Annotated in this window: 22 protein-coding genes; 6 read left to right on the top strand and 16 right to left on the bottom strand. The window is 71.5% G+C overall.

All coding sequences use genetic code 11. The annotated features are described in order from the left end of the window. Positions 1–84: 84 nt before the first annotated feature. The 7 genes from ACX114_RS30835 to ACX114_RS30865 form a co-directional block, all read right to left on the bottom strand. Positions 85–858 (bottom strand): hypothetical protein, encoded by a 774-nt coding sequence (locus ACX114_RS30835; protein WP_459290445.1) that lies wholly within the window; start codon positions 856–858, stop codon positions 85–87. Continuing rightward, the gene (locus ACX114_RS30840) at positions 855–2,141 is read right to left on the bottom strand and encodes an ABC transporter permease (protein ID WP_459290447.1); all 1,287 of its coding nucleotides are present in this window, start codon (positions 2,139–2,141) and stop codon (positions 855–857) included. The genes ACX114_RS30835 and ACX114_RS30840 overlap by 4 nt, the downstream gene beginning before the upstream one ends. Then, a complete protein-coding gene (locus ACX114_RS30845; protein WP_459290448.1) occupies positions 2,138–2,842 on the bottom strand; it encodes an ABC transporter ATP-binding protein in 705 nt (234 codons plus the stop codon). The genes ACX114_RS30840 and ACX114_RS30845 overlap by 4 nt, the downstream gene beginning before the upstream one ends. After that, entirely contained in the window at positions 2,839–4,488 is a 1,650-nt protein-coding gene (locus tag ACX114_RS30850; protein WP_459290450.1) for a hypothetical protein, read from the bottom strand. The genes ACX114_RS30845 and ACX114_RS30850 overlap by 4 nt, the downstream gene beginning before the upstream one ends. A 118-nt stretch (positions 4,489–4,606) precedes the next feature. Continuing rightward, positions 4,607–5,413, bottom strand: a complete 807-nt coding sequence (locus ACX114_RS30855; protein ID WP_459290452.1) for a hypothetical protein — start codon at positions 5,411–5,413, stop codon at positions 4,607–4,609. Positions 5,414–5,444: 31 nt separating this feature from the next. Continuing rightward, positions 5,445–6,632, bottom strand: coding sequence for an ABC transporter substrate-binding protein (locus tag ACX114_RS30860; protein ID WP_206790147.1), 1,188 nt, complete (start codon positions 6,630–6,632; stop codon positions 5,445–5,447). A gap of 34 nt (positions 6,633–6,666) precedes the next feature. Beyond that, a complete protein-coding gene (locus ACX114_RS30865) occupies positions 6,667–7,404 on the bottom strand; it encodes a PspA/IM30 family protein (protein ID WP_459290454.1) in 738 nt (245 codons plus the stop codon). Between the two features lie 294 nt (positions 7,405–7,698). Here ACX114_RS30865 and ACX114_RS30870 point away from each other — a divergent pair, with 294 nt between their 5' ends. After that, positions 7,699–9,114 (top strand): sensor histidine kinase, encoded by a 1,416-nt coding sequence (locus ACX114_RS30870; RefSeq protein WP_459290456.1) that lies wholly within the window; start codon positions 7,699–7,701, stop codon positions 9,112–9,114. Here ACX114_RS30870 and ACX114_RS30875 read toward each other — a convergent pair. The 5 genes from ACX114_RS30875 to ACX114_RS30895 form a co-directional block, all read right to left on the bottom strand. Continuing rightward, the gene (locus ACX114_RS30875; protein ID WP_206790125.1) at positions 9,111–10,448 is read right to left on the bottom strand and encodes a 5'-deoxyadenosine deaminase; all 1,338 of its coding nucleotides are present in this window, start codon (positions 10,446–10,448) and stop codon (positions 9,111–9,113) included. The genes ACX114_RS30870 and ACX114_RS30875 overlap by 4 nt on opposite strands. 12 nt (positions 10,449–10,460) lie before the next feature. After that, positions 10,461–10,865, bottom strand: coding sequence for a cytidine deaminase (locus tag ACX114_RS30880; protein WP_120528060.1), 405 nt, complete (start codon positions 10,863–10,865; stop codon positions 10,461–10,463). A 69-nt stretch (positions 10,866–10,934) separates the two neighbouring features. Then, the gene (locus tag ACX114_RS30885) at positions 10,935–11,294 is read right to left on the bottom strand and encodes a PilZ domain-containing protein (protein ID WP_459290458.1); all 360 of its coding nucleotides are present in this window, start codon (positions 11,292–11,294) and stop codon (positions 10,935–10,937) included. A 148-nt stretch (positions 11,295–11,442) separates the two neighbouring features. Continuing rightward, positions 11,443–12,603, bottom strand: coding sequence for a molybdopterin-synthase adenylyltransferase MoeB (gene moeB, locus ACX114_RS30890; RefSeq protein ID WP_459290460.1), 1,161 nt, complete (start codon positions 12,601–12,603; stop codon positions 11,443–11,445). Positions 12,604–12,617: 14 nt separating this feature from the next. Then, positions 12,618–13,922 (bottom strand): thymidine phosphorylase, encoded by a 1,305-nt coding sequence (locus tag ACX114_RS30895; protein ID WP_459290462.1) that lies wholly within the window; start codon positions 13,920–13,922, stop codon positions 12,618–12,620. A 60-nt stretch (positions 13,923–13,982) separates the two neighbouring features. Here ACX114_RS30895 and ACX114_RS30900 point away from each other — a divergent pair, with 60 nt between their 5' ends. The 5 genes from ACX114_RS30900 (at position 13,983) to ACX114_RS30920 (ending at position 20,360) form a co-directional block, all read left to right on the top strand. Next, positions 13,983–15,176 (top strand): BMP family lipoprotein, encoded by a 1,194-nt coding sequence (locus ACX114_RS30900; RefSeq protein ID WP_459300328.1) that lies wholly within the window; start codon positions 13,983–13,985, stop codon positions 15,174–15,176. Positions 15,177–15,214: 38 nt separating this feature from the next. Further along, entirely contained in the window at positions 15,215–16,774 is a 1,560-nt protein-coding gene (locus tag ACX114_RS30905; RefSeq protein WP_459290464.1) for an ABC transporter ATP-binding protein, read from the top strand. Continuing rightward, a complete protein-coding gene (locus tag ACX114_RS30910; protein ID WP_459290466.1) occupies positions 16,767–17,906 on the top strand; it encodes an ABC transporter permease in 1,140 nt (379 codons plus the stop codon). The genes ACX114_RS30905 and ACX114_RS30910 overlap by 8 nt, the downstream gene beginning before the upstream one ends. Continuing rightward, on the top strand, positions 17,899–18,828 hold the full coding sequence (locus tag ACX114_RS30915; RefSeq protein WP_459290468.1) for an ABC transporter permease: 930 nt from the start codon (positions 17,899–17,901) through the stop codon (positions 18,826–18,828). Before ACX114_RS30910 ends, ACX114_RS30915 begins: the two co-directional genes overlap by 8 nt. Positions 18,829–19,181: 353 nt before the next feature. Next, positions 19,182–20,360 (top strand): sensor histidine kinase, encoded by a 1,179-nt coding sequence (locus tag ACX114_RS30920; protein WP_459290470.1) that lies wholly within the window; start codon positions 19,182–19,184, stop codon positions 20,358–20,360. 56 nt (positions 20,361–20,416) lie between these two features. Here the strand turns inward: ACX114_RS30920 and ACX114_RS30925 are convergent, their stop codons facing one another. The 4 genes from ACX114_RS30925 to deoC form a co-directional block, all read right to left on the bottom strand. Beyond that, positions 20,417–21,055 (bottom strand): hypothetical protein, encoded by a 639-nt coding sequence (locus ACX114_RS30925; RefSeq protein ID WP_459290472.1) that lies wholly within the window; start codon positions 21,053–21,055, stop codon positions 20,417–20,419. A gap of 86 nt (positions 21,056–21,141) precedes the next feature. Continuing rightward, positions 21,142–22,869, bottom strand: coding sequence for a phospho-sugar mutase (locus ACX114_RS30930; RefSeq protein ID WP_459290474.1), 1,728 nt, complete (start codon positions 22,867–22,869; stop codon positions 21,142–21,144). 34 nt (positions 22,870–22,903) lie between these two features. Next, positions 22,904–23,299: a TraR/DksA family transcriptional regulator gene (locus tag ACX114_RS30935; protein WP_459290476.1), complete on the bottom strand. Its 396-nt coding sequence runs from the start codon at positions 23,297–23,299 to the stop codon at positions 22,904–22,906. A 22-nt stretch (positions 23,300–23,321) separates the two neighbouring features. Beyond that, positions 23,322–24,182 (bottom strand): deoxyribose-phosphate aldolase, encoded by an 861-nt coding sequence (gene deoC / locus ACX114_RS30940; RefSeq protein ID WP_459290478.1) that lies wholly within the window; start codon positions 24,180–24,182, stop codon positions 23,322–23,324. Positions 24,183–24,246 lie beyond the last annotated feature (64 nt).

The raw sequence follows: 24,246 nt of genomic DNA on the forward strand, positions 1-24,246 counted from the left end.
TCGATCGCGGCTCCAAAGGGTCAACCGCGCGCGCGGACCTATTTCCGCCCGCTTGCCCTGCAAGCAGCCCCAGCGCAGCTGAACTTATGGCGACGGCGACGCCGCGGCGCCCCCATCCACGGTGGGGATCTCCAGGTCGATGCCCGGAATGCCCTCGTTCTCCTCCTCGGGTTCCGCGGGGAGCGGGGCACGCACGATGGCGACGCGCGGCTCTCCTCGGTGGGAGAGCACGGCGGGCGCACCAAAGCGCACCTCGGCGGGCAGCCCCACCAGCGTCACCCAGGCCTGCTTGCCATCCCGGGCCACGCAGTAGAGCAGCGTGCCGGCCCGGGTGCCGGGCGCGTCACGGACCGGGCCCTCGCACTCCGTGCGCACCTGGAGTGTATAGGCCGGCACCGACGTGCCGCGCTCCAGGTACGGCGGCGGGCCCAGCGCGTCCACCAGGGGCTGTAGCACCTGGGAGCGCGAGGGCACGGCGTCCACCGTGGCCAGCTTCTGGGCCTCGCCCTGGAAGCGCTGCAGCGCCACCGAGGCCATCTCCGGCGAGTCCAGCGGCGTGCGGCCCTCCGCCAGCACCAGGTCCAGGAAGAGCGCCACCACGAGCAGGATGGGCAGGAGCCGGTAGCCCTTGAAGCCCTCGGGCTGCTTTCGCAGCGCTCCCGCGACGAAGACGGCCAGCCCCGCGACCGCGAGCCCCAGCACGACGCTGGCGCGCACGGTGGACGGCGGCGTCAGGAGCGCGGAGACCGCTTCAGTCCGGGCGCGCAGGCCATCCGAGAGGTCGCCCCCGTAGATCCACCCGAGCGCCCCCAGGCACAGGACGTTGGTCAGGAGCGTCTTGCGCGAAGGGCCGCTCATCCCGCCAGCGTCCTCGCCGGATCCGTGGCGGCGGCGCGGCGGCTGGGGAAGTAGGCCCCGGCGAGCGCGGCCACGAGCCCCAGGAGCACGCCACCCAGCACCACGGTCACGGGGAAGGAGAAGAAGCTCTCCGGCTTGAAGGGGAAGTTGGGCAGGTAGCCCTTCGCGAGCCGGTCCACGATGAAGGCCAGCACCAGCGCCGCCGCCGTGCCCGCGGCGCCGCCCAGCACGCCCACCACGCCGGCCTCCGCCAGCACGATGGCGCGCACGTCCGCGCGCGAGGCGCCCACCGCCTGCATCACGCCAATCTCCTTGGCCCGAGCGCGCACGGACGAGGACATGGCGTGGGCGATGTTCACCGCCGCCAGCACGCAGATGAGGATGGAGAGCAGCGCCAGCGCGGACGTGGTGAGCGCCACCGCCGCGCCCGCGTTCTCCGCCAGCCGGCGCTCCTGATCATCGATTTCGAAGCCCATCCCCTTCACCGCCTCCACCAGCTCCGGGACGCGGGAGGGGTCCGCCGCCACCAGCGTGACGCCGGAGTAGCTGTCCGCGTCCGCGCCGGAAGCGCGGTTGATGCGCACCGCCGTGTCCAGCGGGATGGTGATGCCCGCGAGCATGGCCCGGTCGGACGCGCCCACCACCTGCGCCTGCTGCGTGGTGCTGGGCCCGCCGGACGTGGCCGCCACGTAGGAGCGGTTGAACTCCACCGGGAAGCCGAAGCCGATGAGCATCTCCGCGGACAATTGCGGCAGCTTGCGCGCGGGCGCGAACGTCTTGTTGTACAGCTCCAGCAGGCGCGTGGAGATGAGCGCGGGGATGGCCTTGCCCTCCCCCGGGTCCTTGAAGTCCTTCGCCTCCGGCAGCCCCACGTCCTTCTGCACCAGGCCGGGGTCCACGCCCACCGCGAGCACCTCCATGCCCATGCGCAGGCGCGAGCCGAAGAACACGCCGTCGTAGCGCGTCACCGCCGGCACGCGGACGTTCATCTTCCGGTACGTCGTCTCCACGCCGGGCAGCGCGGCCAGGCGCTCCACCGCGGCCGCGTCCAGCTTGCCGCCGCCCAAGAGGCCCAGCGACACCGCCGGGGGCACCACGTCCACCAGCCGCGAGTCCGTGGGGAAGATGCGCTCGCGGATGACGCGCCCCACACCCAGGCCCAGGCCCACGAAGAACACCAGCGCGCCCACGCCCATGGCCACGCCGAAGGCGGAGAAGAACGCGCCCTTGCGCTCGCGCGCGAGGGACAACCTCACCAGTCGCGACAGTGCGTCGAACCTCACGGGGCACCTCGCGAGGCCAGGGCCGCCGACGTGGGGGTTTCCTCCACCAGCCGCGCGTCCTTGAGCCGCAGCACCCGCCGCGCCACCGCGCTCATGCGCTCCTCGTGGGTGACGGTCAGCACCGTGAGCCCTTCCTTGTGCAGCTCCTGGAAGAGCTGGATGACGCCCGCGCCGGTGGCCGCGTCCAGGTTGCCCGTGGGCTCGTCGCACAAGAGCAGCTTCGGGCCGCCGAAGAGGGCCCGGGCGATGGCCACGCGCTGGCGCTCGCCGCCGGACAGCCGCACCGGCGCGCGGTCCTGCTTGGCGCCCAGGCCCACGCGCTCCAGCAACTGGCTCGCGCGCTTGCGCCCATCCGGCGTGACGGGACCGAAGTGCGAGGGCAGCAGCACGTTCTCCAGCGCGGACAGGTTGGGGATGAGGTGGAAGGACTGGAAGACGAAGCCCACGTGCGTGTTGCGGAAGCGCGCCAGCTCCTTGTCCTTGAGGCCGGTGAGCTTCACGCCGCCCACCTCCACCTGCCCCTGGTAGTGCACGTCCAGGCCGCCCAGCAGGTGCAGCAGCGTGGACTTGCCGCTGCCGGACGCGCCCACCACCGCGACGAAGTCCCCGGCCTCCACGTCCAGCGACACGCCGTCGAGGACGCGCACGCGCGAGCCCTCGCCGTCCTCGTACTCCTTCACGACATCGCGCGCGTGGATCAAGGCGTGGCCGGGGTGGTCGTGGTGGTGGCGGGCGCGGGCGTCAGCCGAAGGGAGATTTCGGCCTGGAGCGCCTTGTCCTTGCGCGACAGGGCCATCGTCACCGCGCGCAGGTCGTCCGTGGCGTCCAGCCAGCGCACCGTGGTGGCCTTGATGGCGAAGCCGCCAATGCCCCACGCGGCGGACGGCAGCGCCTTCACCGCGTCCGCCAGCCGGCGCAGGTCCAGGAGCACCACCAGCGCGGCGTCTTTGCCCACGGACTTCAGGTCCTCGGACACGGGGCCCGTGCCGGCCGGCTGCGCGAGCGAGGCCAGGGTGGACTCCAGGCGCGCCCTGGGCGCCGCGAGCAACAGCTTGCCGTCCTTGGACAGCGCGAAGTGCGCGCCTTCACCCGCGCGGTACGACGTGAGGTACGCCTTCTGGCCGTTCACGTCCGTGGGCTCCACCTTGGCGCCGAAGCCGCCCGCGAAGCCGGGCACCTTGTCCAGCGTGGCCTGCCCCTTGGCCACGTCCTTCACCTCCGCGAGCGCCACCAGGTTGACGAAGCGGAAGGGGTTGGTGCGCCGCAGGTCCAGGTCCGGCATGCCCGAGGACAGGTTGACGTTGGGCGCCAGCGACAGCGCGAGCACCATGCCCGGCTTGAGGTTGTCCAGCACCTCCGTCTTCACGTTGAAGCCCGCGTTCTGCACCGCGCGCGTCACCTGCGCGCCGGCCAGGTACGGCCACACGCCGTCCAACTGCGCCGGGTCGCCGCGGAAGCGCGCCACGAAGAAGCTGTCCTGCGGCAGCCAGCCCGCGAGCGACTCACCGCCCTTGGGCTCCAGCGCCGCGAGCGACGCCTGCGTGTCCGGCCACGGTGCGTCCGCGCGCAGCGTCACCGCGCGGTCCTCGATGTGGCCCGTAAAGGTGATGCCCTGCACGCTGCCCGCGGGCAGAAGGCCCATGCCGCCCGGCAGCCACACGTGGAAGTCGCGGTCGCCGGAGAGCCGCTTGAGGGACGCCTCCAGCACCGGCTCCTTCGAAAGCGACTGCTCCTCCGGCAGCGCCGCCAGCTCCGACAGCCGCGACACGGCGGCGCCCGCGGACAGGAGCACCAGGTCGTGCTTGAGGAAGAGCATGCCCAGCATGGGCGTGGTGGAGCCCGGGCGGTTGAACGTGACGAGCCGTCCGGCGTCCACCTTCTCGTCCTTCTCCTCCGTCGCGCCCAGGCGCGTGCGGGCGAAGGTGGCGAAGGTCGTCTTCAGCTTGTCCGCGTCCTTCACGCCCAGGACGGACACCGCCTGCGTGCCGCCGAGGAACGCCGCGCCCGCGCCGCGCTTCGGGTCGATGCCCGCGTCCTCCAGCGCCTTCCTGCTGCGCAGGTCCACGCCCACCTGCCGCATCACCGCGGACACGTAGCGCTCCGCGGAGGGGAAGTTCTGCAGCTGCGCGACGAACGAGGCCACCTTGAGGTTCTGGAAGCGCGCGAGCTTCTCGCCCAGCGTGCCCAGGTCGTCGATGACGACGGCCGCCTGCGCGGTGCGCGGCAGGTAGCGCGACACGCCCCGGGGCGAATCCGCGGGCCCGGCCGCCTCCTTCCCGCAGCGCGAGCAGCCGGCGAACACGACCAACAGCAGGAGCAACGGAAGGAATCCAACGCGGCGGAGCATGGGCGTCAGGACAGGATGCCTGCGGCGGAGAGTCAATCTATTCGTGCGCCGTCACAGGCCCCCGCCGGTGCCGCAAGGTGCCACGGTGAACAGGTGCCCGTCCGGGCCCGTGCCTGGACTACCGCACTCGGGTGCCGCCATGCGGCAGGGGCGCGGAGGTCTCCTCGGTGAAGTCGAGGAAGCGCTCCATCTGGCGCACCGTCTCGTCCGTGGCCTCCGTCTCCGCGGAGAGCACGTCCAGCTGCCGGTTGACGCTCTCCGGGTCGCGGATGGCGATGGACTGCTCGTGCGTCAGGCGCATCAAGTCCTCGATGCCGGCCAGCTGGTGGCTCACCACCTCGCGGCTCTCGCCCGCCTGCTCGAAGCGCATCAGGCGCTTGCGCAAAATCTCCACGCGCTTGCCCTTCACGTCCTTGAGGCGCGGGTTGGCTTCGCCCGCGACCTCCGCCTCCAGCGCCGCCACCTCGGAGGTGAGGTGCTCCCGGTCGGACCCGTTGAGATAGGTGCGGTACTGGTTGAGCGCGGAGATGAGCCGCAGGAAGGACGTGAGCAGCGCGTCCAGCTTGGGCTCGCTGTCCGCCACCAGCACGCGCCCGCCGGGCAGCTTGCGGTAGTTGGCCAGGATCTTCTCCTTCAGCCCCACCAGCTGCTGGTAGTGGTCGCGCTGCGACGGGGCCAGGTCCGCGAGCAGCGCGTCCACCGCCGCGCGCGCGGCCTCCGGGTTGTCCGGCTGCTGGGCCCGCACGGCGCGCTGGAAGCGCTTCATGGACGACAGGACGGCCAGGTAGACGCCCTCCACGCCCAGCGCCACCATCATGGGCAGCGGCTCCTGCGTCACGGCGCTGGACATGGCCGCCGTCGTCAGGCCCACCAGGTTGGCCGGCAGGAGGAACGCGGCCTTGATGTAGTTCGGTGTCTTCGCCACGTCCGACTCCCCTTCCCTCTTCCGGCCCGCTTCAGGGCCCCCGCGCCTCGGAGACGTACTTCAGCGCGCCCAAATCCCGCGTGTCCTCCGCCGGTGGGGGCGCATTCCCGCGCTTGAGCTTCTGGAAGAGCGCCGCGGCGCTCTGGAAGAGCTCGTCATAGGTAACCGGCGCCTCGCCGGAAAGTCCGAAGAAGGCCCGATTGTCCGCCAGTGTCGCGGGCGGAGCGCTGCGGATGGCCTCCGTGGGGTCGCCCAGGTAGGGCGCCACCTCGCCCAGCAGCCGCGCCCCGGCGGCAGGGTCCTTGAGCACGCCCTGCCCCGCGTCCAACAGCCCCCGCAGCACCCGCCGCACCGCGTCCGGGTAGCGCGCCGCGAAGTCGCCCCGGGCCACCAGTACCGTGGCCAGCAGGTGCGGGGCGTCCGCCGTGGTGGCCAGCACCTTGCCGCCCCGGTCCCGCGCCGCCAGCTCCACGTCGCCCCAGAGCCCCACCACCACGTCCGCCCGCCCCTCCCGGAGCGCCCGGCCGGCATCCAGCGTGGAGGGCAGGTCCACCCAGCGAACGTCGGAAGTGCGAAGCCCCGCCCGCGCCAGCACCCACAGGGCGAAGTAGTGCGACGAGCCGCCCGGATACACGCCCACCCGCTTGCCGCGCAGGCTGGCCAGGTCCGGCACGCCCACCGCCGCCATGGCCTCCTGGCCCCGGCTGCGCCCCACGAGCAGCACCGTGCGAGGCGCCGCGTCCCTCAGGGTCGGCGCCCACGACGCGAGCCGGTCCACCGACAGGGCCGCCATGTCCACGCCGCCGTTCTCCGCGCCCACGGACAGGGCCTGCTTCAGCTCCTCCTCGCGGGCGAAGAGCACCGCGCGGGCGTCCAGGGCGTAGGCCGTCTTGAGCAGCCCCTGCGCGGCGCCCGGGGGCGTGGCGGGGTTGTCCAGGGTGGTGGCGCCACCGGTGGCCACGAGCAGCGCGGAGGCGGAGCCACGCGGGGTGAAGCCGATGAGCACGGGCCGGAGCGGCACCGACGCCACGTCCGCCACCGGAGCCGCGACGCCCGCCGGGAAGTCGCCCGGGGACAGCCGCACCGCTTCACGGGTGGAGGGGAAGAAGCGCGCCTGCAGGCGGTCGAGATAACCCGCCCGCGAGGCGAACACGTACCCCGCGCCCAGGACACAGAGCGCGAGGAAGAGAAAGAGGCCGGGTCCGCGGTGAAGCTTCATCCGTGTGCGCCGGCCCCTTTCATGGGGAGGAGACCTACTTGATCTCCACCTTCTTGCCGATGGTCTTTTCCGGACCCGCGCCCACGTCCGACACCGGCGCGGGGCTGTCCAGCAGGCCCATCTCCATCTTCATCTGCTTCACGAGCTCGTTGGCCTGGAGCTTCTCGGCCTCTTCCTCGATGAGCGCGCCCTGGTGGTCCACCGTGTCGAGCGCCATCTGCATGCGCGCCTCGTTGATGGCCGTCTTCTCCTGCACCTTGCGCAGCATCTCGTCGTGCGTGGAGTCCACGCCCGCGACGGTGAAGGACTCCATCGTGTCCGCGACCTTCGCCTGCCACTTGGCGCGGCGCGCGTCCCGGATGGCGTTCATCGCCTCGTGGGTCTTCTTGTCCTTCTCACGCATGAACGCCTTCTTGACGTTCAGCGCCTTCTCGTAGGCCTGCTTGGCGATCTCCAGCTGCTGCTCGTTGCGGCCGAGCGCCTCCCGCTCCGCCTGCAGCTTGGTCGCGTAGGTGCCGGCCAGGTCGTCACGGCCCGCCTGGATGGCGGCCTTCACCTTGGCGGTCAGCTCCCGCACGTCCTGCTGGTACTTCTGGTTCTCCTTCTCCAGCAGGGTCACATTCGCCCGGACCATGGCGATGGACTCATTCATCTTGGGGACCTGATCATTCAGGTCACGGATGTTCTGCTCGAGAATCAGCTCCGGATCCTCAATGGAGGAGACGAAGAAGCCCGCGAAGCTCCGCATCGCTCTTTTGAATCGCTGCCACATGTCGGCTCTCACCTCCGCCTGTGCGTAATCCCAGTCACCTTACACGAACTCCGCCGCCCACAAGCATCCAGCCGCAAGGCGCGTGTCACCGTGACTACGCCCGCCCGGAGCGGATGATTGCCCCCAGGACAGCCGCCGCCCGGCCACCGCCCGCCAGCCCGGCCGGGTCCAGGGCCACCGGCCGGCCACCGCCAGCCACTCCCTGTCCCTTAAAGGGCCTACCCGGGGTCGCGAAAGACGCCGCGGCCATGAACTTGCCGGGTGGGGAGGAAGCGGGGAAAACAAGTGTGTCGCATGGACCCAACCCCTCCCGTTGCCTTTGAAGACGAGCTCGCGCGGGTGGTGGCCGCCCAGCGCCGGCGCGTCCTCGGCGCGGGTGCGGCGGTCCGGCTGGTGGGCACGGTGGTGTTCTTCGCCGTCAGCCTGGGGCTGTGGCTGACGGGCGCCCGGGACTGGGCCCACTACCCGCCCCTGCTGCTCTGCTACGGCGGCGTGGTGGCGCTGCTGTTCGCGCTGCGCTCCAGGCCCCTGACGAAGCAGTTGGGTGTCGTGCAGTCGCTGGTGGACGTGGGGCTGGTGTTCGGCCTCCAGCAGTTGGCCCTGCCGGTGTCGCCCTTCCCCGCGGGCGTGGCGGGCTTCAGCCTGGGGCTGTTCGCGCTGGTGGTGGCGCTGTCCGGCCTGGAGCTGATGCCCTGGCTCGTCTACGGCACGGCGGGCCTGGCGTCGCTGTCCCAGGCCGTCCTCATGCACCAGGCGGGCGTGGGCCCGGGCGCCATGGCCGTGGCGGCGGTGACGCTGGTGCTGGTGGCGGCGGTGAGCCACTACGGCACCGGGCGGCTGCGGCACCTGGCCATGGACCTGTCGCACGCGGAGGTGTCCCGGCAGTTGGAGGCCCGCCGCACCCACGACGTGGAGGACGCCCACCGCACCATCGAGCGGATGCTGGCGGAGGCCCACGCGCGCAACGCCCAGCTGGAGGCGCTCCAGGCCCACCAGGAGCAGCTGATGCAGTTCCTGGTGCACGACCTGCGCTCGCCCTTGTCCGCCGTGACGCTGTCGCTGTCGTGGATGGAGCAGGAGCTGCCCATCGGCACGCCGATGGTGGAGTCCGTGCGCACGGGCCTGGCCGTCACCGCGCGCCTGGACCGGATGATCTCCGACCTGCTGGACGTGCCCCGGCTGGAGCAGGGCCGGCTGTCCCCGCGCAAGCAGCCCTTCCCGGTGGCGCCCCTCTTCGACGAGGTGCGCCGCTCGCTGGATGGCGCGGCCCGGCTGCGGAAGATCAAGCTGGAGCTGTCGTGTCCGCCGGGCTTCCAGTTGGTGGGCGACGCGGGCCTGCTCATCCGCGTGGTGGAGAACCTGGCCACCAACGCGCTCCGCTACGCCCCGTCCGGCGGGCGCGTGCGCCTGGAGGCGGGTGAGGCGGAGGGCTTCCAGTGGCTGGCGGTGCGCAACGACGGCATCGCCATTCCGCCGGAGGCGCGCGAGTCCCTCTTCGACAAGTACATGCAGGGCCACCGCGAGAAGGAGGGCCGCCGGGGCTACGGCCTGGGGCTGTACTTCTCCCGGCTGGCGGCGGAGGCCCACGGCGGGCGGCTGGCGGTGGAGGACGCGGAGGGCTGGGCCACGTCCTTCGTGCTGCGCCTGCCCCGCGTGAAGCCGGCCTCGCAGCCGTCCGTGGACCCGTCGGCCGCCCAGCAGCGCCGCTAGGACGCCTTCAGCTTCGCGCGGGCGAAGAGCTTCGTCGCCTGCGTGCGGGCGTTGGCCAGCACCGCGTTCGCGTCCAGCGTGGTCAGCTCGCCCTCGCGCAGCACCAGCTTGCCGTCGATGAGCACGTGCGACACGTCCGTGGAGCGCGCCGAGTACACCAGCGGCCCGGTGACGTCATCCGGCAGCGGGCAGAAGTGGAAGCCGCGCGTGTCCACCACGGTGAGGTCCGCGCGCTTGCCGGCCTCCACGGAGCCCACCTCGTCCTCCAGGCCCAGGGCGCGCGCGCCGTGCAGCGTGGCCATCTCCAGGACGTGCATGGGCGTCATCGCCACCGGGCCCACGCGCGGGTTGTGCAGCACGGACGCGAGCCGCATCTCGTGGAACAAATCCAACGTGTTGTTGCACGGGGCGCCGTCCGCCCCCAGCGACACCGGGATGCCGTCCTTCAAGAGCTCCGGGATGCGCGCGTAGCCCGACGCGAGCTTCAGGTTGGAGCCCGGGCAGTGGCACACCACCGTGCCGGACTCACGCAAGAGGCGCTGCTCCTCGCCCTCCACCCACACGCAGTGGGCCAGCGTGACCTGGGGGCCCGTGAGCCCCAGCCCGTGGAAGAAGGCGATGTTGTCCTGGCCCGTCACCTGGCGGACCACGTCCGTCTCCGTGCGGTTCTCGCTGGCGTGCGAGTGGATGCGCACGCCCTTCTCCCGCGACAGCCGGCCCACCTCGCGCAAGAGCTCCGGCGAGCAGGACAGGGCGAAGCGCGGCGCGAACGCGTAGCGCAGGCGGTTGTCGTGCGTGCCGTGCCAGCGCTCCATCAGCGCCAGGCTCTCCGACAGGGAGTCCGCCGTCGTCTCACGCAGGCCGGCGGGCACCTCCGCGCCGGAGTCCATCATCGCCTTGCCGCCGACGAGCCGGAAGCCGCTGTCGCGCGCGGACTCGAAGACAGAGTCGTAGTGGTGCACGGTGCCCATGTCGAGCGCCGCCGTGGAGCCGGAGCGGATGAGCTCCGCGAAGGTGAGGTCCGCGCTGGCGCGCAGGGACGCCGCGTCGTGCGCCGCCTCCATGGGCCAGATGCGCTCCTTCAGCCAGTCCAGCAGCTCACGCTTGTCCGCGTGGCCGCGGAACAGCGTCTGGCAGGCGTGCAGGTGGCCGTGGATGAGGCCGGGCATCACCACCTGCCCGGTGAGGTCCAGGACGCGGCGGGCGCCCTTCACCTTCAGGCCCCGGCCCACCTTGGCGATGCGCCCGTCCTGCACGAGCACGTCCGCGCGAGGCAGCACCTCGCGGTCGCGGTTCATGGTGACGACGGTGGCGCCAGTGAGAAGCAAGTCCACGTGAGGGGAGTCCTAGAGGAAGGAACGGGTGAAGGCGTGCGGAAGCAGCTCGCTGAGCGGGTAGCGCGCCTCCTGCCCGTTGAGGGTGCGGCTTCGCACCGGAAGGTCAGGCCCGGCGAACTCCGCCATCACCTGGCGGCACATGCCGCACGGGGGACAGGGCTCCGGGGTGTCCACGACGACGGCCACGGCCACCGGCTTCTCGCGGCCCTGCGCCACGCCCGCGACGAACGCGTTGCGCTCCGCGCAGACGGTGAGGCCATAGGTGGCGTTCTCTACGTTGCAGCCGGCCACGATGGAGCCGTCCGCGTACAGCACGGCGGCCCCCACGGGGAACTTCGAGTACGGCACGTGCGCGCGCTGGCGCACCCGAAGGGCCTCCTCGAACAGCCGCTCCCAGGGAATCTCCTCCGCCATGCCGCCCTCCTTCGCGGGACGAAGGGCCCTGGATGGGCCACCGTCCCGCCTGAAACCCGGAGCCTGCCTTCAGGCCCCGCCCTTGAGCTGGTCGTCCAGGTGCCGGGCGATGGCCAGCTCCAGCTCCACCGGCAGGTCCACGAACTTCACCCGCACCACCAGGCCCGCCGCGCCAGGCTTGGGGGCCAGCACCTTGCCCCTCACCACGGCCTCTTCGGGGGCCGAGGGCAGCGTGAAGCGCACCATCACGTCCTTGCCCTCTTCCAGGGCCTCGCCCACCCAGCCCACGCCGCCCAGGGACAGGTCCCCCGCGCGCTCCAGGAAGCCATCCGCCCCATCCCAGCCGACCTTCAGGCGCATGGGGACACGCGGCGAGTCACGCCGGTCCTCTCCCGTCCTGGAGTCCTGGTTCTCGTTCTGCTCGGACATCGCCGTCGTCTCCCTGCCGCTGCTGCTCTCGTATCCGACCCGGGTCGCGTTCCACCACCGCCCCGGGTCCAGGTCGGCGCATCATACGCGGGCCCGTCCGCTCCGTTGCTCCTGAAAATGCATCCCCTCGGGACGATCAGGCTCCCACTCAAGCTCCGGCGGCGCAGAACTGCTCGTAATCGATGAGCTCCACCTTCGCTCCCGGCGCGCACACCGGGCACTCCGGGTCCCGGCGCAGCTTGAGCTCCTGGAAGCGCGTGCCCAGCGCGTCGAAGGTGACGAGCCGCCCCACCAGGGACTCCCCCACCCCGAGCAGCAGCTTCAGGGCCTCCGTGGCCTGGAGCATCCCGATGAGCCCGGGCAGCACGCCCAGCACTCCGGCTTCCGCGCACGAAGGCGCCAGCTCCGGCGGGGGCGGCGAGGGGTACAGGCAGCGGTAGCAGGGCCCCTGGCCGGGCAGGAAGGTCGTCACCTGCCCCTCGAAGCGGAACACGGAGCCGTGGATGTTGGGCTTGCCCATCAGCACGCACGCGTCGTTGAGCAGGTAGCGCGTGGGGAAGTTGTCCCCGCCGTCCAGCACCAGGTCGAAGTCCGCGAGGATGCGCTCCACGTTGGCGGTGGTGAGCCGCTCCTGGAACGGCACCACCTTCACGTCCGGGTTGAGGGCCTCCAGGGCGGCCTTCGCGCTCTGGACCTTGGGCTGCCCCCGGCGCTCCAGGGTGTGCAGCACCTGGCGCTGGAGGTTGCTCAGGTCCACCACGTCCGCGTCCACCACGCCCAGCGTGCCCACGCCCGCCGCCGCCAGGTACAGCGCCGCCGGTGAGCCCAGCCCGCCCGCGCCCAGCAGCAGCACCTTGGACTTGAGCAGCTTCGCCTGCCCCTCCTCCCCCACCTCCGGGAGGATGAGGTGGCGGCGGTAGCGCTCCTTCTGCTCGGCGGAGAGGACGACGGGCTTCTCCACCGGAAGGGCCGCGTCGCTCCAGCGGTTGTAGCCGCCCGCGAGCGAGGACACGCGCGTGTAGCCCATCTCCCGCAGCGTGCGGGCCGCGAGCGCGCTCCGGGTGCCGCCCGCGCAGTAGAGGACCAGCTCCTCGTCGCGGTCCGCCTTCTCCTCGATGCGCAGCTCCAGGTACCCGCGCGGGATGTGCACCGCGCCGGGGAGCCGCCCGCCGGCGTATTCGTCGGCCTCGCGCACGTCCACGAGCTTCACCTTCGAGCCCGAGCCCAGCAGCGCGTGGACGTGCTCGTGGGAGACCTCGCGGATCTCCTTCTTCACTTCCGACAGCAGGTCGCGGAACGTGGGGGCCATGGGGCTTTGGGTAACTACTCCAGCCGCTCCAGCACCAGCGGGCGGGCCGCGGGCGCCCGGTCGCCGAACCGGTAGGCCGCGAGCAGGCGCGCCTTCACGTCCTCCACGGGGCCAGCGTCGTTGTAGTGCACCTGCACCAGGGGCTCGCCCTGCTTCACCGCGTCGCCCACCTTCTTGAGCAGCGTGAAGCCCACGGCCGGGTCGATGCGGCTGTCCACCCGCTGCCGGCCCGCGCCCAGCGCCACCGCCGCCAGCCCCACGCCCTCCGTGTGGATGCCGGTGACGAAGCCGTCCTTCGGCGCCACCACGTCCGTCGTGGCCTTCGCCGTGGGCAGCAGCGAGTAGTCGTCGATGGAGCGCGGGTCGCCGCCCTGCGACTGGACGATCTCCTTGAGCTTCTTGATGGCGCTGCCGTCCTCCACGGAGCGGCGCAGCATCCCGCGCGCCTCCTCCACGGTGGCGGCCTTCTTGCCCAGCACCAGCATCTCCGCCGTCAGGGCGTAGGTGATCTCGGTGTAGTCGTCGGGCGCTTCACCGCGGAGCATGTCCACGGCCTCGCGGACCTCCAGGGCGTTGCCTACCTGGCGGCCCAGGGGCTGATCCATGTCCGTGAGCAGGGCCACGACCTTGCGGTTCATCTCCGCGCCCAGGCCAATCATGGTGCGGGCCAGCACGCGCGCGTCGTCCGCCGTCTTCATGAAGGCGCCGCTGCCCACCTTCACGTCGAGCACCAGCGCGTCGATGCCCTCCGCCAGCTTCTTGCTCATGATGGACGACGCGATGAGCGGGATGCAGTCCACCGTCGCCGTCACGTCGCGCAGCGCGTAGAGCTTCTTGTCGGCCGGGGCCACCTGGGCCGTCTGGCCGATGAGGCAGCACCCCACCTCGCGCACCAGCCGGCGGTAGTCCGCGGTGGACAGGTTCACGTTGAAGCCGGGGATGGACTCCAGCTTGTCCAGGGTGCCGCCGGTGTGGCCCAGGCCCCGGCCCGAAATCATGGGCACGGGCACGCCGCAGGCCGCCGCCAGGGGGGCGAGGCTCAGGGACACCTTGTCGCCCACGCCGCCGGTGGAGTGCTTGTCCACCTTGATGGCCGGCGTGTCGGAGAGGTCCAGGACCTCACCGGAGTGGAGCATGGCGCGGGCCCACGCCCCCAGCTCCTGGGAGTCCAGCCCCTTGAAGAAGATGGCCATGCACATGGCGGCCATCTGGTAGTCGGCCACGGTGCCGGCGGTGTACGCCTGGATGAACGCCTGGATGTCGGACGGGTCCAGCTTGCCGCCATCGCGCTTGGCCTTGATGAGCTCGTAGGGTTGCACGGGGCAAGGCCATAGCAGAAGGAAAGCCCTGGCCGCATCTGGTAGATAGCCAGCCCCATGATGCTCCGTCGACTCCACGTGCTCGCCCTGGCCGCGCTCCTGTGCGCCTGTTCCAAGAAGTCCGAGGACGCCCCCAAGGCCCCCTCCCAGACTTCCACCGCCACGAAGCCCTCCGAGGGAAAACCCGTGGTCGTGGGGCTTGTCATCGACGTGGGCGGCCGGGGTGACCACTCGTTCAACGACGCGTCCCTGCGCGGCCTGGAGCTGTGGGCCGCCGGCAAGAAGTACGAGGGCGGCAAGTACGTGGACGCCCCCGCTGGCGAAGTGCGTCAGTCCATCTCCTCCGACCTCGCGGCGCTCGCACCGGAAGTGAAGCCCCTGCCGATCCAGCCGCTGGTGCTCCAGAGCAAGGCGCAGGAGGACTACGCCCCCAACCTCCAGCTGCTCGTGGAACAGGGCGCGAAGCTGACCATCGGCAACGGGTACCTGCTGGCCAACGCGGTGCGCGACGTGGCGACCGAAAACCCGGAGGCCAGGTTCCTGCTCATCGACAGCCAGCTCCTGGACGCGCAGGGCAAGCCCAAGTCGCTGCCCAACGTGCGCACGGTGCTCTTCAAGGAGCAGGAGGGCAGCTTCCTGGTGGGCGCGCTGGCGGGGCTCGTCACGAAGACGAACAAGGTGGGCTTCGTGGGCGGCATTGAAGTGCCCCTCATCAAGCGCTTCGACGTGGGCTACCGCGCGGGCGTGCGCACCACGAACGCGAAGGCGGCGGACGCGCTGATGGCCGTGTACACGGGCAGCTTCAACAGCGTGTCCGCGGGCAAGGAAGTGGCGCAGGACCTCATCGCCAAGGGCGCGGACGTCATCTTCCACGCGGCGGGCACGGACGGCCTGGGCGTCATCCAGGCGGTGAAGGAGGCGCGCGCGGCGGGCAAGACGGTGTTCGCCATCGGCGTGGATTCGGATCAGTCGCACCTGGCGCCGGACGCCATCCTCACGTCCATGGTGAAGCACAGCGACCTGGCCGTGTATCAGGCGGCGAAGGACCTGGTGGACGGCAAGCTCACGGCGGGTGAGCAGGTGCTGGGCCTCAAGGAGAACGGCGTGGGCATGGCGGACGTGCGCGTGGAGTTCCCGGGCAAGGCGGAGGCGCTCCAGAAGGTGGAGACGCTGCGGCAGCAGGTGCTGGCCGGGAAGATTGTCGTTCCGGGCACGCCGGCGGAGCTGTCCTCCTTCCAGGTCGCGCAGCCCTGATCTCCCTCCAGCACATCGCGAAGCGCTTCGGGTCGTGCGTGTCCCTGGAGGACGCGTCGCTGGACATCGTCCCGGGGGAACTGCTCGCCGTGGTGGGCGAGAACGGCGCGGGCAAGTCCAGCCTGATGAACGTGCTCTACGGGCTCTACCACCCGGACGCGGGCACGTTCCTGATGGACGGCAAGCCGGTGCGGTTCAAGAGCCCGCGCGACGCCATCGCGAAGGGCATCGGCATGGTGCACCAGCACTTCATGTTGGTGCCCACGCTGACGGTGGCAGAGAACGTGGTGCTGGGCCGCGAGCCCACGAAGCGCGGCCTGCTGGACCTGGACCGCGCCTGTGAAGAGGTGGCGGCCACGGCGAAGCGCTTCGGCTTCCAGTTGGACCCACGGGCCCGCGTGGACACGCTCACGGTGGGCTCGCAGCAGAAGGTCGAGATCGTCAAGGCGCTACACCGGGGCGCGCAGGTGCTCATCCTGGACGAGCCCACCGCCGTGCTCACGCCGCAGGAATCCGACGAGCTGTCGCAGGTGATGCGCGGGCTGGTGGCGCAGGGCCGCACGGTGGTGCTGATCAGCCACAAGCTGAAGGAGGTGCTGGGCGTCGCGGACCGCGTGGCGGTGATGCGCCGGGGCCGCACCGTGGCGGAGGTGCGCGCCAGCGAGACCACCGTCTCCGCGCTGGCCGCGCTGATGGTGGGTGAAGGTTCGAAGGGCGCCGCGATGACCGGCGTGCCCGCGACGGCCGTCGCGACCACCGCCCTGTCGGGCACCGGCACCACTGGAGCGACGGAGACGCGGCCTGTCGCGCCCGTTGAAGCGGACACGACTTCGACGGGCCCGGTCGTGCTCGAAGCGAAGGACCTGCGGGCCACGGGCGACAATGGCCGTCCGGCGCTCCAGGGCGTGAGCCTCACCGTGCGCGCGGGCGAAATCGTCGGCATCGCGGGTGTCGACGGCAACGGACAGCGCGAGCTGGCCGAAGTGCTCACCGGCCTGCGCAAGCTGGATGGCGGCGAGGGCACGCTGCTCGGCGGTCCGCTCGCGGGGCTGAGCCCGGCGCTGGCGAAGGCGCGCGGCGTGGGCCACGTCCCCGAGGACCGCCTGGCTCGCGCGGTGGTGAAGGCGATGACGGTGGAGGAGAACGTGGCCCTGGGCCGGCACCGTCAGCCGCCATTCGCTCGCGGGCCGTGGGTGGACTTCAAGGGCCGCCGCGAGCGCACGAACCAGCTGCTGACCGGCTACGACGTGCGCCCGAACGACCCGGTGGTGGCGCTCCAGGCGCTGTCCGGCGGCAACCAGCAGAAGGTCGTGGTGGCGCGCGAGCTGGACGCGGATCCGAAGCTGCTCGTCGTCGTGCAGCCCACGCGCGGGCTGGACATCGGCGCGGTGGCGCAGGTGCATGAACGCCTTCGCGACGCGAAGGCGCGGGGTGCGGGAGTGGTGATGGTGTCGCTGGACCTGGAAGAGGTACTGGCCCTGTCCGACCGCGTCTACGTCCTCTACGAGGGCCGCGTGACGGGGCACTTCCCGCGCAAGGACCTGGACGAGCGCGAGCTGGGCCGCCGCATGCTGGGCGCGGAGGCAAGCCATGGGTGAGCGGACGCGGCAGGTGCTGCCGTCGGTGCTCTCCGTGCTGCTGGCGCTCACGGTGTGCTGGCTGCTCATCGCCATCACGCGCGACGCGGACACCGCCACGCGCGCCTATCTCCAGATGCTCTGGGGCGGCGTGGGCAACTGGCCCGCGTTCCTGGACGGCGGCAGCACCACGGCCGTGGTGCGCCCGCTGGGCGAGGCCGCGATGAAGGCCGCGCTGCTCACCCTCACCGGCCTGTCCGTGGCGGTGGCCTTCAAGGTGGGCCTGTTCAACATCGGCGCGCAGGGACAGATGATCTGGGGCGCGCTGGCCGCGGCGCTCGTGGGCGCGCACGTGTCGCTGCCCGGACTGCTCCACGTCCCGCTGGCCCTCCTCGCCGCGGCGGTGGCGGGCGCGGCGTGGGCGAGCATCGCGGGCGTGCTGAAGCTCAAGCGCGGCGTGCACGAAGTGATTTCCACCATCATGCTCAACTGGGTGGCGGTGAGCCTGGTGGACAACTGGCTCGTCATCGGCCCGCTGCGCGCCGTGGCGGAGGGCGCGTCGTCCATCACCGGCACCGCCGAGATCCTCCCCTCCGCGCAGCTGCCCCGGCTGTTGGGTGACACCTCGCGCCTCAACCTGGGCTTTCCGCTGGCGATCGCCGCGGCGCTGGGCGTCTGGATGTGGCTGACCCGCACGCGCTCCGGCTACGAGACGCGCGCGGTGGGCCTCACCCCGGAAGCGGCCCGGGCGGCGGGCATCCCCACCCTATGGCGCGCGGGCGGGGCCATGGCGCTCGCGGGCGCGATGGCGGGCCTGGCGGGCGCGGTGCTGGTGCTGGGCACGGAGGGCCGCTATCCGGGCTCGCTGGGCGCCCCATACGGCTTCGACGGCATCGCCATCGCGCTCATCGGCAACAACCACCCGCTGGGCGCGGCGCTGGCGGCGGCCGTCTTCGGCGTGCTGCGCGCGGGCGGCACGCGCATGCAGTTGCTCGGCGTGCACAAGAGCTTCCCGGAGCTCATCCAGGGCTTCGCGCTGCTCTTCGTCGCGGGCCGCATGGTGTGGCTCGCCGTGCTGGCGCGGCGACAGAAGCGAGTGCAGGCCCAGCCCCAGGGGCCGGCCCAGGCCGGAGTGGAGGTGCCCCGTGTTTGAGGTGCTCCACTCGCTCCTCTTCTCCACCCTGGACGCGGCCCCCGCCCTGGTGTTCGCCGCGCTGGGCGCCATGCTCTCCGAGCGCGCCGGCGTGGTGAGCGTGGGCGTGGAAGGCATGATGCGCACCGGCGCCTTCTGCGCGGCCGTGGCGGCGCTCGTGATGCCCACGCCGCTCGCGGTGGGGGTGGGCATGGCCGCGGGCGCGGGCATCGCCGCGGTGCATGGCTTCCTCAGCATCCGCTGGCGGTCGGATCAGGTCGTCTCCGGCATGGCCCTCAACCTGGTGGCCATGGCTGGCGGCACCTACCTGCTGGAGTCATTCTTCGGCCCCAACGGCACGCCCTCCATCACCCAGTTGTCGCGCTGGAACATCCCGGGCCTGTCCCAGGTCCCGCTGCTGGGCGCGCTGTCCGGCCACGCGGCGCCCACGTACCTGGCGCTCACCCTGCCCTTCCTCTTCCACCTGCTGCTGTCGCGCACGCCGCTGGGCCTGCGCCTGCGCGCCGTGGGTGACAAGCCGCACGCGGTGGCCACGCTGGGCCTGTCCGTGCCCGCCCTGCGCTGGGGCGCGGTGCTGGGCGGCGGGATGATGGCGGGCCTGGGCGGCGCGGTGCTGTCCACCACCGTCCTGGACCGCTTCGAACAGCACACGCCCTCCGGCCTGGGCTTCATGGCCCTGGCCGCCATGGTCTTCGGCCGGTGGACGCCGCTGGGTGCCTTCGCCGCGGCGCTCTTCTTCGCCGCCGGCAACGCGCTGCGGATCGGCCTCGCCTCCAGCGCTCCCTGGCTCCTCGACCTGGTTCCCCAGGGCTTCCTGCTCGCCCTGCCCTACCTGTTGACCCTCCTCGTCCTCGCCCTCCAGGGCCAGCGGGGCCACGCCCCCGGCGCGCTGGGGATTCCGTTCGAGCAGGAATCCCGCTGACCATTTTGAGAGGGAACGGGTAATTCAGGACCCGGGTCGGAAGTCACTTTTGGTCAGGTTCGACCTGCCAAATCTGAAGCGGCCACCTGTCCTGATGCGTCTGGTCATTCTCCGGCGATCCGCCAACCCCCTGACCTTATTGGATCACGCTTTTCGGTCTTTCCAGTGTGGGCTGATCTGCCGTTGGGTGGACGTCCGGCATGCCGCTGGCATGGGAGTGCGACCATGTCGGATTGCGGAACGGACACCGAGCAGGCGCAGCATGTAGGCCTGAGCGATTCCGGGACGCGGTCCCCCGGCTTCGGGACAGCGCCCTCGGGCGTTGGCCGATCCGGTTTCCAGGGTGGGGTGGCATGAACATGCAGACGACGGCAACAGGCTCGACGTCACCCCAGCGCCCGCGGGTCATCGCGGTCGACGTGGAATCCGGCGGCGTGGAGCGGGTGCGCTCCATCCTGACGCCCGCGGGCTACGACGTGCTGCCCGCGAGCGGGACGACCGCGGCGCTGGAGGCGGTGTCGCGCCACTCCGCGGACCTGGTGCTGCTGGACGTGGAGCGGACCCGCACGGTGGGCCTGGCCGCGTACCGGCGCCTTCGCGAGGAGCTCTCCCCGCCGCAGTTCCCCATCCTCATGCTCACGCCTTCCGCGGACCGCCAGACGCGCCGCGAGGTGCTGGAGGCAGGTGTGGACGACTTGCTGACGACTGAACCGCTGGACCCGCTGGAGCTGAAGGTGCGCGTCCACACCCTGCTGGAGCTCAAGGCGCACCGCGAGCATGGCGGCGTCCAGGAAGTGCTCCAGGACCCGCGCACGCGCTGGGTGCGCATGGAGCGCCTGGCGCGCGTGGGCACGCTGGCCGCGGACCTGGCCACGCAGATGGACCAGTTGGGCGTAGGCCTGCAGCGGGCGCTGGAGCACGTTCGCGCCCGCGCCGCCCAGGGGCTGCCGCCGGACACGGAGGAGCTGCTCAAGCTGGGCGTGGCGGGCGAGCAGATGCGCCTGCACGGCCAGCACCTGCTTTCCCTGGGCCCCTCCGGCCCCAAGGACATCCAGCGCTTCGACCTGCGGGAGGTGGTGCCGGAGGTGGTGTCCCGCCTGCGTGCCTCCGGGCGCCTGGGCCGCGCGGACGTGCGCGCGGTGCTGCCGGAGGACCCCATCGCCGTCGTGTTCAACCGCCGTCAGGTGGAGCAGGTGGTGGCGGAGCTGGTCTGCAACGCGGTGGACGCCGTGGAGGACGTGCAGGACCGGCCGCGCGTGGTGCAGGTGGGCGTGGAGCTGCCGGACATGTTCGGGGAGTTCGGTCCGCAGATCTTCGTGAAGGACACCGGCATCGGCATCTTCGAGGACGAGCTGCAGGCCATCTTCTCGCCGTACTACACGACCAAGGCCCCGGAGAAGAGCGTGGGCCTGGGCCTCACGGTGGCGCGCACCCTGGTGGAGAGCATGGGCGGCAAGCTCACCGTGAAGAGCCGCGTCAACCTGGGCAGCACCTTCACGGTGGAGCTGCCCGAGCAGACGTCGTCCTGGTAGCCGCCTGAAGGCCACCACACGGGCGGGGAATCACGTCCCCGCCCGCGTGACGCCGGCTAGAAGCGGTAGGCCACGCCCGCCAGCGCTTCCATCGTGAAGTAGCTGTCGTCGAAGCGCGGGACGATGGAGGGCCCCAGCCGCAGGTTGAAGTTCACGTTGAGGTTGTTGTTCACGAAGTACTCCAGGCCGCCTCCGAAGAGGATGGGGATGACCGGCCCGATGCCCTCGCCGATGTAGACGTTGAACGGCACGTCGATGCCGGCGTTGATCATCAGCGCGCTACCCACGGGGATGCCCACCACGAACGCCACCGGCAGCGACATGCCGAAGAGCGTGTTCCCCCGGGGGAAGTAGATGAACGGACCCGGCTGGAACGTGATGGCGAAGGCCACCTTGTCCGTCTTGGCGATCATCACGCGCAGCCAGCCCTGGAGCTTGAGGCCCGCGTCGGACGCGTCCACCAGGCCCTCGCGGCCCCAGTTGAAGCTGAACTTGCCGCCGATATCCACGTTGTCCGAGCCACCGTGGAGCAGGCCCAGCGACAGGCCCGGGAAGCCGATCTGCGCGCTGAACATGTTGCGGCCCGAGCCGACGGTGTCCGCCGCCAGCAGGGACCAGCCCTGACCGCGAGCCATCGCGGTGCCGGGGACGGCCAGGAGCACGGCCAGGAGGAAACCAGGAATAAGGCGCTTCACGAGGTTCCTTTCAGCGAAGGGCCGCGGCACGGGAGCCACGACCCGGTGGGTAGTTGAAGGGTGATTCAGGACTCAGGACTGAGGACTCAGGCCGGCTGGCCTCGATCACGGGCCAGCGCCAGGAAGGTGTCGATGAGGGCGGCCAGCTTCGCTTCGGCGCGCTGGCGGGCCTGGGGGAGCGGCTCGCCGGGGGCGGGCGTCTCCTTGTGCTCGAAGTAGTATTTGATCTTCGGCTCGGTGCCGGAGGGGCGCAGGGTGACACGGCCGCCGCCCTCCAGCGCGAAGGCGACGACGTTGGACGGAGGCAGGCCGCCCTCGCCCTTCTGGTAGTCGCGCACGGCCGTCACTGGAAACCCGCCGATGTTCGCGGGCGGCGACGCGCGGAAGGCCTGCATGATGGCGCGGATGGTCTGCGCGCCGGCCGCGCCCGGGAGCGTCACGTTGCGCTGGGCGCCCACGTGCAGGCCGAAGCGGCGCTGAATCTCTTCCAGATAGCCCAGCACCGTCACGCCGCGCGCCTCGCACCACGCGGCCATGTCCGCGACCACCAGCGCCGCGCCCACGCCGTCCTTGTCGCGCGTGGCGGTGCCCACGGTGTAGCCGAGCGCCTCCTCGTAGCCGAAGACGAACTGGGTGCCTTCCTTCGCCGTGCGCTCCAGCGCGCGGTTGGCGATCCACTTGAAGCCGGTGAGGACCTCGTCGTACGCGGCGTCCAGCCCGCGCGCGATTTCGCCCAGCTGCGTGGAGGACACGATGGTGGTGACGACGTGCGGGCGCGCGCGCTTCGTCCCCTGCGTGAGGACGTAGTGGCCCAGGAGCACGCCGACTTCATTGCCGGTGAGCAGGCGCAGCTTCCCGGAGGCATCCCGCGCCATCACCGCCAGCCGGTCCGCGTCCGGGTCGTTGGCGAGCACCAGGTCCGCCTTCACGCGCTCCGCCGTGGCGAGCGACAGGTCCATGGCGCCCGGCTCTTCGGGATTGGGGAAGCGCACGGTGGGGAAGCGTCCGTCGGGCTGCTGCTGCTCGGCCACCGGCGTCACGCGCGGGAAGCCCGCCTCCTTGAGCGCGAGCGCCGCCCACGCGCCACCCACGCCGTGCATGGCGGTGTAGACGATGGACAGCGTGTCGCTGCCCTTGCGGTACAGGCGCAGGTCCAGGATGGCGCGCAGGTACGCGGTGCCCACGTCCTCCGGCAGGTCGCGCCACAGCCCCTTCGCGCGGCCTTGCGCGGGCGTGAGCAGGGGCACCTCGTTGGCGGGCTCCACCTTCGCGATAGCGTCCGCGATGCCCACGTCCTGCGGCGGGACGATTTGCGCGCCGTTGCCCCAGTAGACCTTGTAGCCGTTGTACTCGGGCGGGTTGTGGCTGGCGGTCACCATCACCGCGGCGGCGGCGTTGAGGTGCAGCACGGCGAACGCGGTGACGGGCGTGGGCACCGGCTCCGGGAAGACGTGCGCGGGGATGCCCTCCGCGACGAACACGGCGGCGGTGTCCTCCGCCAGCTCCTTGCTCAAGCGGCGCGCGTCACGGCCCACCACCACGCCGCGCGTGGTGACGTCCGGCACCGTGGCCTTGAGGTAGCGCGCCAGGCCCGCGGTGGTGCGGCGCACGACGGCGCGGTTCATGCGGTTGGGGCCGGCGCCCAGCACGCCGCGCAGGCCGGCGGTGCCGAACTCCAGGTCCTGCGCGAAGCGGTCCGCCAGGTCCGCCCAGTCCTGCTTCGCGAGCACATTGGCCAGCTCCGCCTGGGTCTCCGGATCCGGATCCGCCTTGCGCCAGGCCTCCGCCCGCTCCCTGAGTCCGGTCGTGTCCATCGCGCGTTGCCTCGTGGTTGAAGAAGGGGCTTCTCTAGCCCTTGTAGTCGGTGAGGTGCTTGCGGCGCACCGGCCCCTTGGGGCCGTCCTTGTTGTTCTGGCACGCGACGCAGAACTCCGCGTAGGGCATCGCCTTCAAGCGCCCCAGGGGAATCTCGTCGCCGCACTCCTCGCACTCGCCGAAGGAGTCCGGGTCCTCGCGCAGCTTGCCCAGGGCCTTCACCACGCGCGCCAGCGTGCCGTCGGTGTTGCGGTTCCGGCTGGAGGCGATGGTCTGCATCATCTCGTTGAGGGGCTGCTCGTCCTCGTCGCCGCCCACGCGCGCCTCGTCGGTGCGGTTGGGCTCGATGCGCAGGGGGGCCTTGCCGGTCAGCTCCGCGTGGAGCGCGAGCAACTGCTGGAGGAAGTCCTCTCGCTGCTTCGGGGTCACGGTGCGCGGCTCCGGAGAAGGTTCAGTACTGCGTGGTGGAGATCTGCCCGGTGACGATGGCCACGGACGCGGAGGCGCCCAGGCGGTTGGCGCCCGCGCGGAGGAGCTTCACGGCGTCCTCGGCGGACCTCACGCCGCCGGAGGCCTTCACGCCCACGTCGTCGCCCACCACCGCGCGCATCAGCTCGATGTCCTTCACCGTGGCGCCGCCGGGCCCGAAGCCGGTGGACGTCTTCACGAACGCGGCGCCCGCGGCCTTGGACAGCGCGCACGCGACGACCTTCTCCTCGTCCGTGAGGTGGCCCGTCTCCAGGATGACCTTCACGGGGATGGGGTGGCTGGCCTGCACCACCTCGGCGATGTCCTGGTGCACGCGCTGGTAGTCGTGCGCCTTGAGCGCGCCCAGGTTGAGCACCATGTCGATTTCCCGCGCGCCCGCGCGGATGGCCTCGCGCGCCTCGAAGGCCTTCGCGGACGACAGCGCGGCGCCCAGCGGGAAGCCCACCACGGCGATGGGCACGGAGTTCGAACCGGCCAGCACGCGCGCGGCGGTGGCCACGTGGCAGCTGTTCACGCACACGGTGGCGAAGCCGTACTGACGGGCCTCCTCGGCCACGCGCACGATGTCCTCCGTGCGCGCCTCCGGCTTGAGCAGCGTGTGGTCGATGTACGGGGCCAGGTCCGAGGCCTTCACCAGGGTGGCCGGGTCCACACGCGCGGTGGCCGTCTTGGCGCTGGGCGGGCGCGGGAGCTCCGGGTTCAGGACGGCGGCGGGCGCGGGCGGCACCGCCTCCTGCTGGGCCTTCCAGGCGTGCAGACGATGACGGGCCTGGTCGACCAGCTCTTCCAGGACGGTGAAGAACGCTTCGGCGTCGGACGGCATGCCGCGCCCCTTAGCCCACTAAAGGCCCTCGGGGAAGCGCTCGCGGGGGGAGGCGGCGCCCGGT

The organism is Corallococcus sp. M7 (genome assembly GCF_054512695.1).

Bases quoted from the DNA above. Each gene is read 5' to 3' on its own strand.
- ACX114_RS30835 (WP_459290445.1), bottom strand. From the start codon at position 858: ATGAGCGGCCCTTCGCGCAAGACGCTCCTGACCAACGTCCTGTGCCTG.
- ACX114_RS30850 (WP_459290450.1), bottom strand. From the start codon at position 4,488: ATGCTCCGCCGCGTTGGATTCCTTCCGTTGCTCCTGCTGTTGGTCGTG.
- ACX114_RS30860 (WP_206790147.1), bottom strand. From the start codon at position 6,632: ATGAAGCTTCACCGCGGACCCGGCCTCTTTCTCTTCCTCGCGCTCTGT.
- ACX114_RS30865 (WP_459290454.1), bottom strand. From the start codon at position 7,404: ATGTGGCAGCGATTCAAAAGAGCGATGCGGAGCTTCGCGGGCTTCTTC.
- ACX114_RS30870 (WP_459290456.1), top strand. From the start codon at position 7,699: ATGGACCCAACCCCTCCCGTTGCCTTTGAAGACGAGCTCGCGCGGGTG.
- ACX114_RS30880 (WP_120528060.1), bottom strand. From the start codon at position 10,865: ATGGCGGAGGAGATTCCCTGGGAGCGGCTGTTCGAGGAGGCCCTTCGG.
- ACX114_RS30885 (WP_459290458.1), bottom strand. From the start codon at position 11,294: ATGTCCGAGCAGAACGAGAACCAGGACTCCAGGACGGGAGAGGACCGG.
- moeB (WP_459290460.1), bottom strand. From the start codon at position 12,603: ATGGCCCCCACGTTCCGCGACCTGCTGTCGGAAGTGAAGAAGGAGATC.
- ACX114_RS30900 (WP_459300328.1), top strand. From the start codon at position 13,983: ATGCTCCGTCGACTCCACGTGCTCGCCCTGGCCGCGCTCCTGTGCGCC.
- ACX114_RS30910 (WP_459290466.1), top strand. From the start codon at position 16,767: ATGGGTGAGCGGACGCGGCAGGTGCTGCCGTCGGTGCTCTCCGTGCTG.
- ACX114_RS30920 (WP_459290470.1), top strand. From the start codon at position 19,182: ATGAACATGCAGACGACGGCAACAGGCTCGACGTCACCCCAGCGCCCG.
- ACX114_RS30930 (WP_459290474.1), bottom strand. From the start codon at position 22,869: ATGGACACGACCGGACTCAGGGAGCGGGCGGAGGCCTGGCGCAAGGCG.
- deoC (WP_459290478.1), bottom strand. From the start codon at position 24,182: ATGCCGTCCGACGCCGAAGCGTTCTTCACCGTCCTGGAAGAGCTGGTC.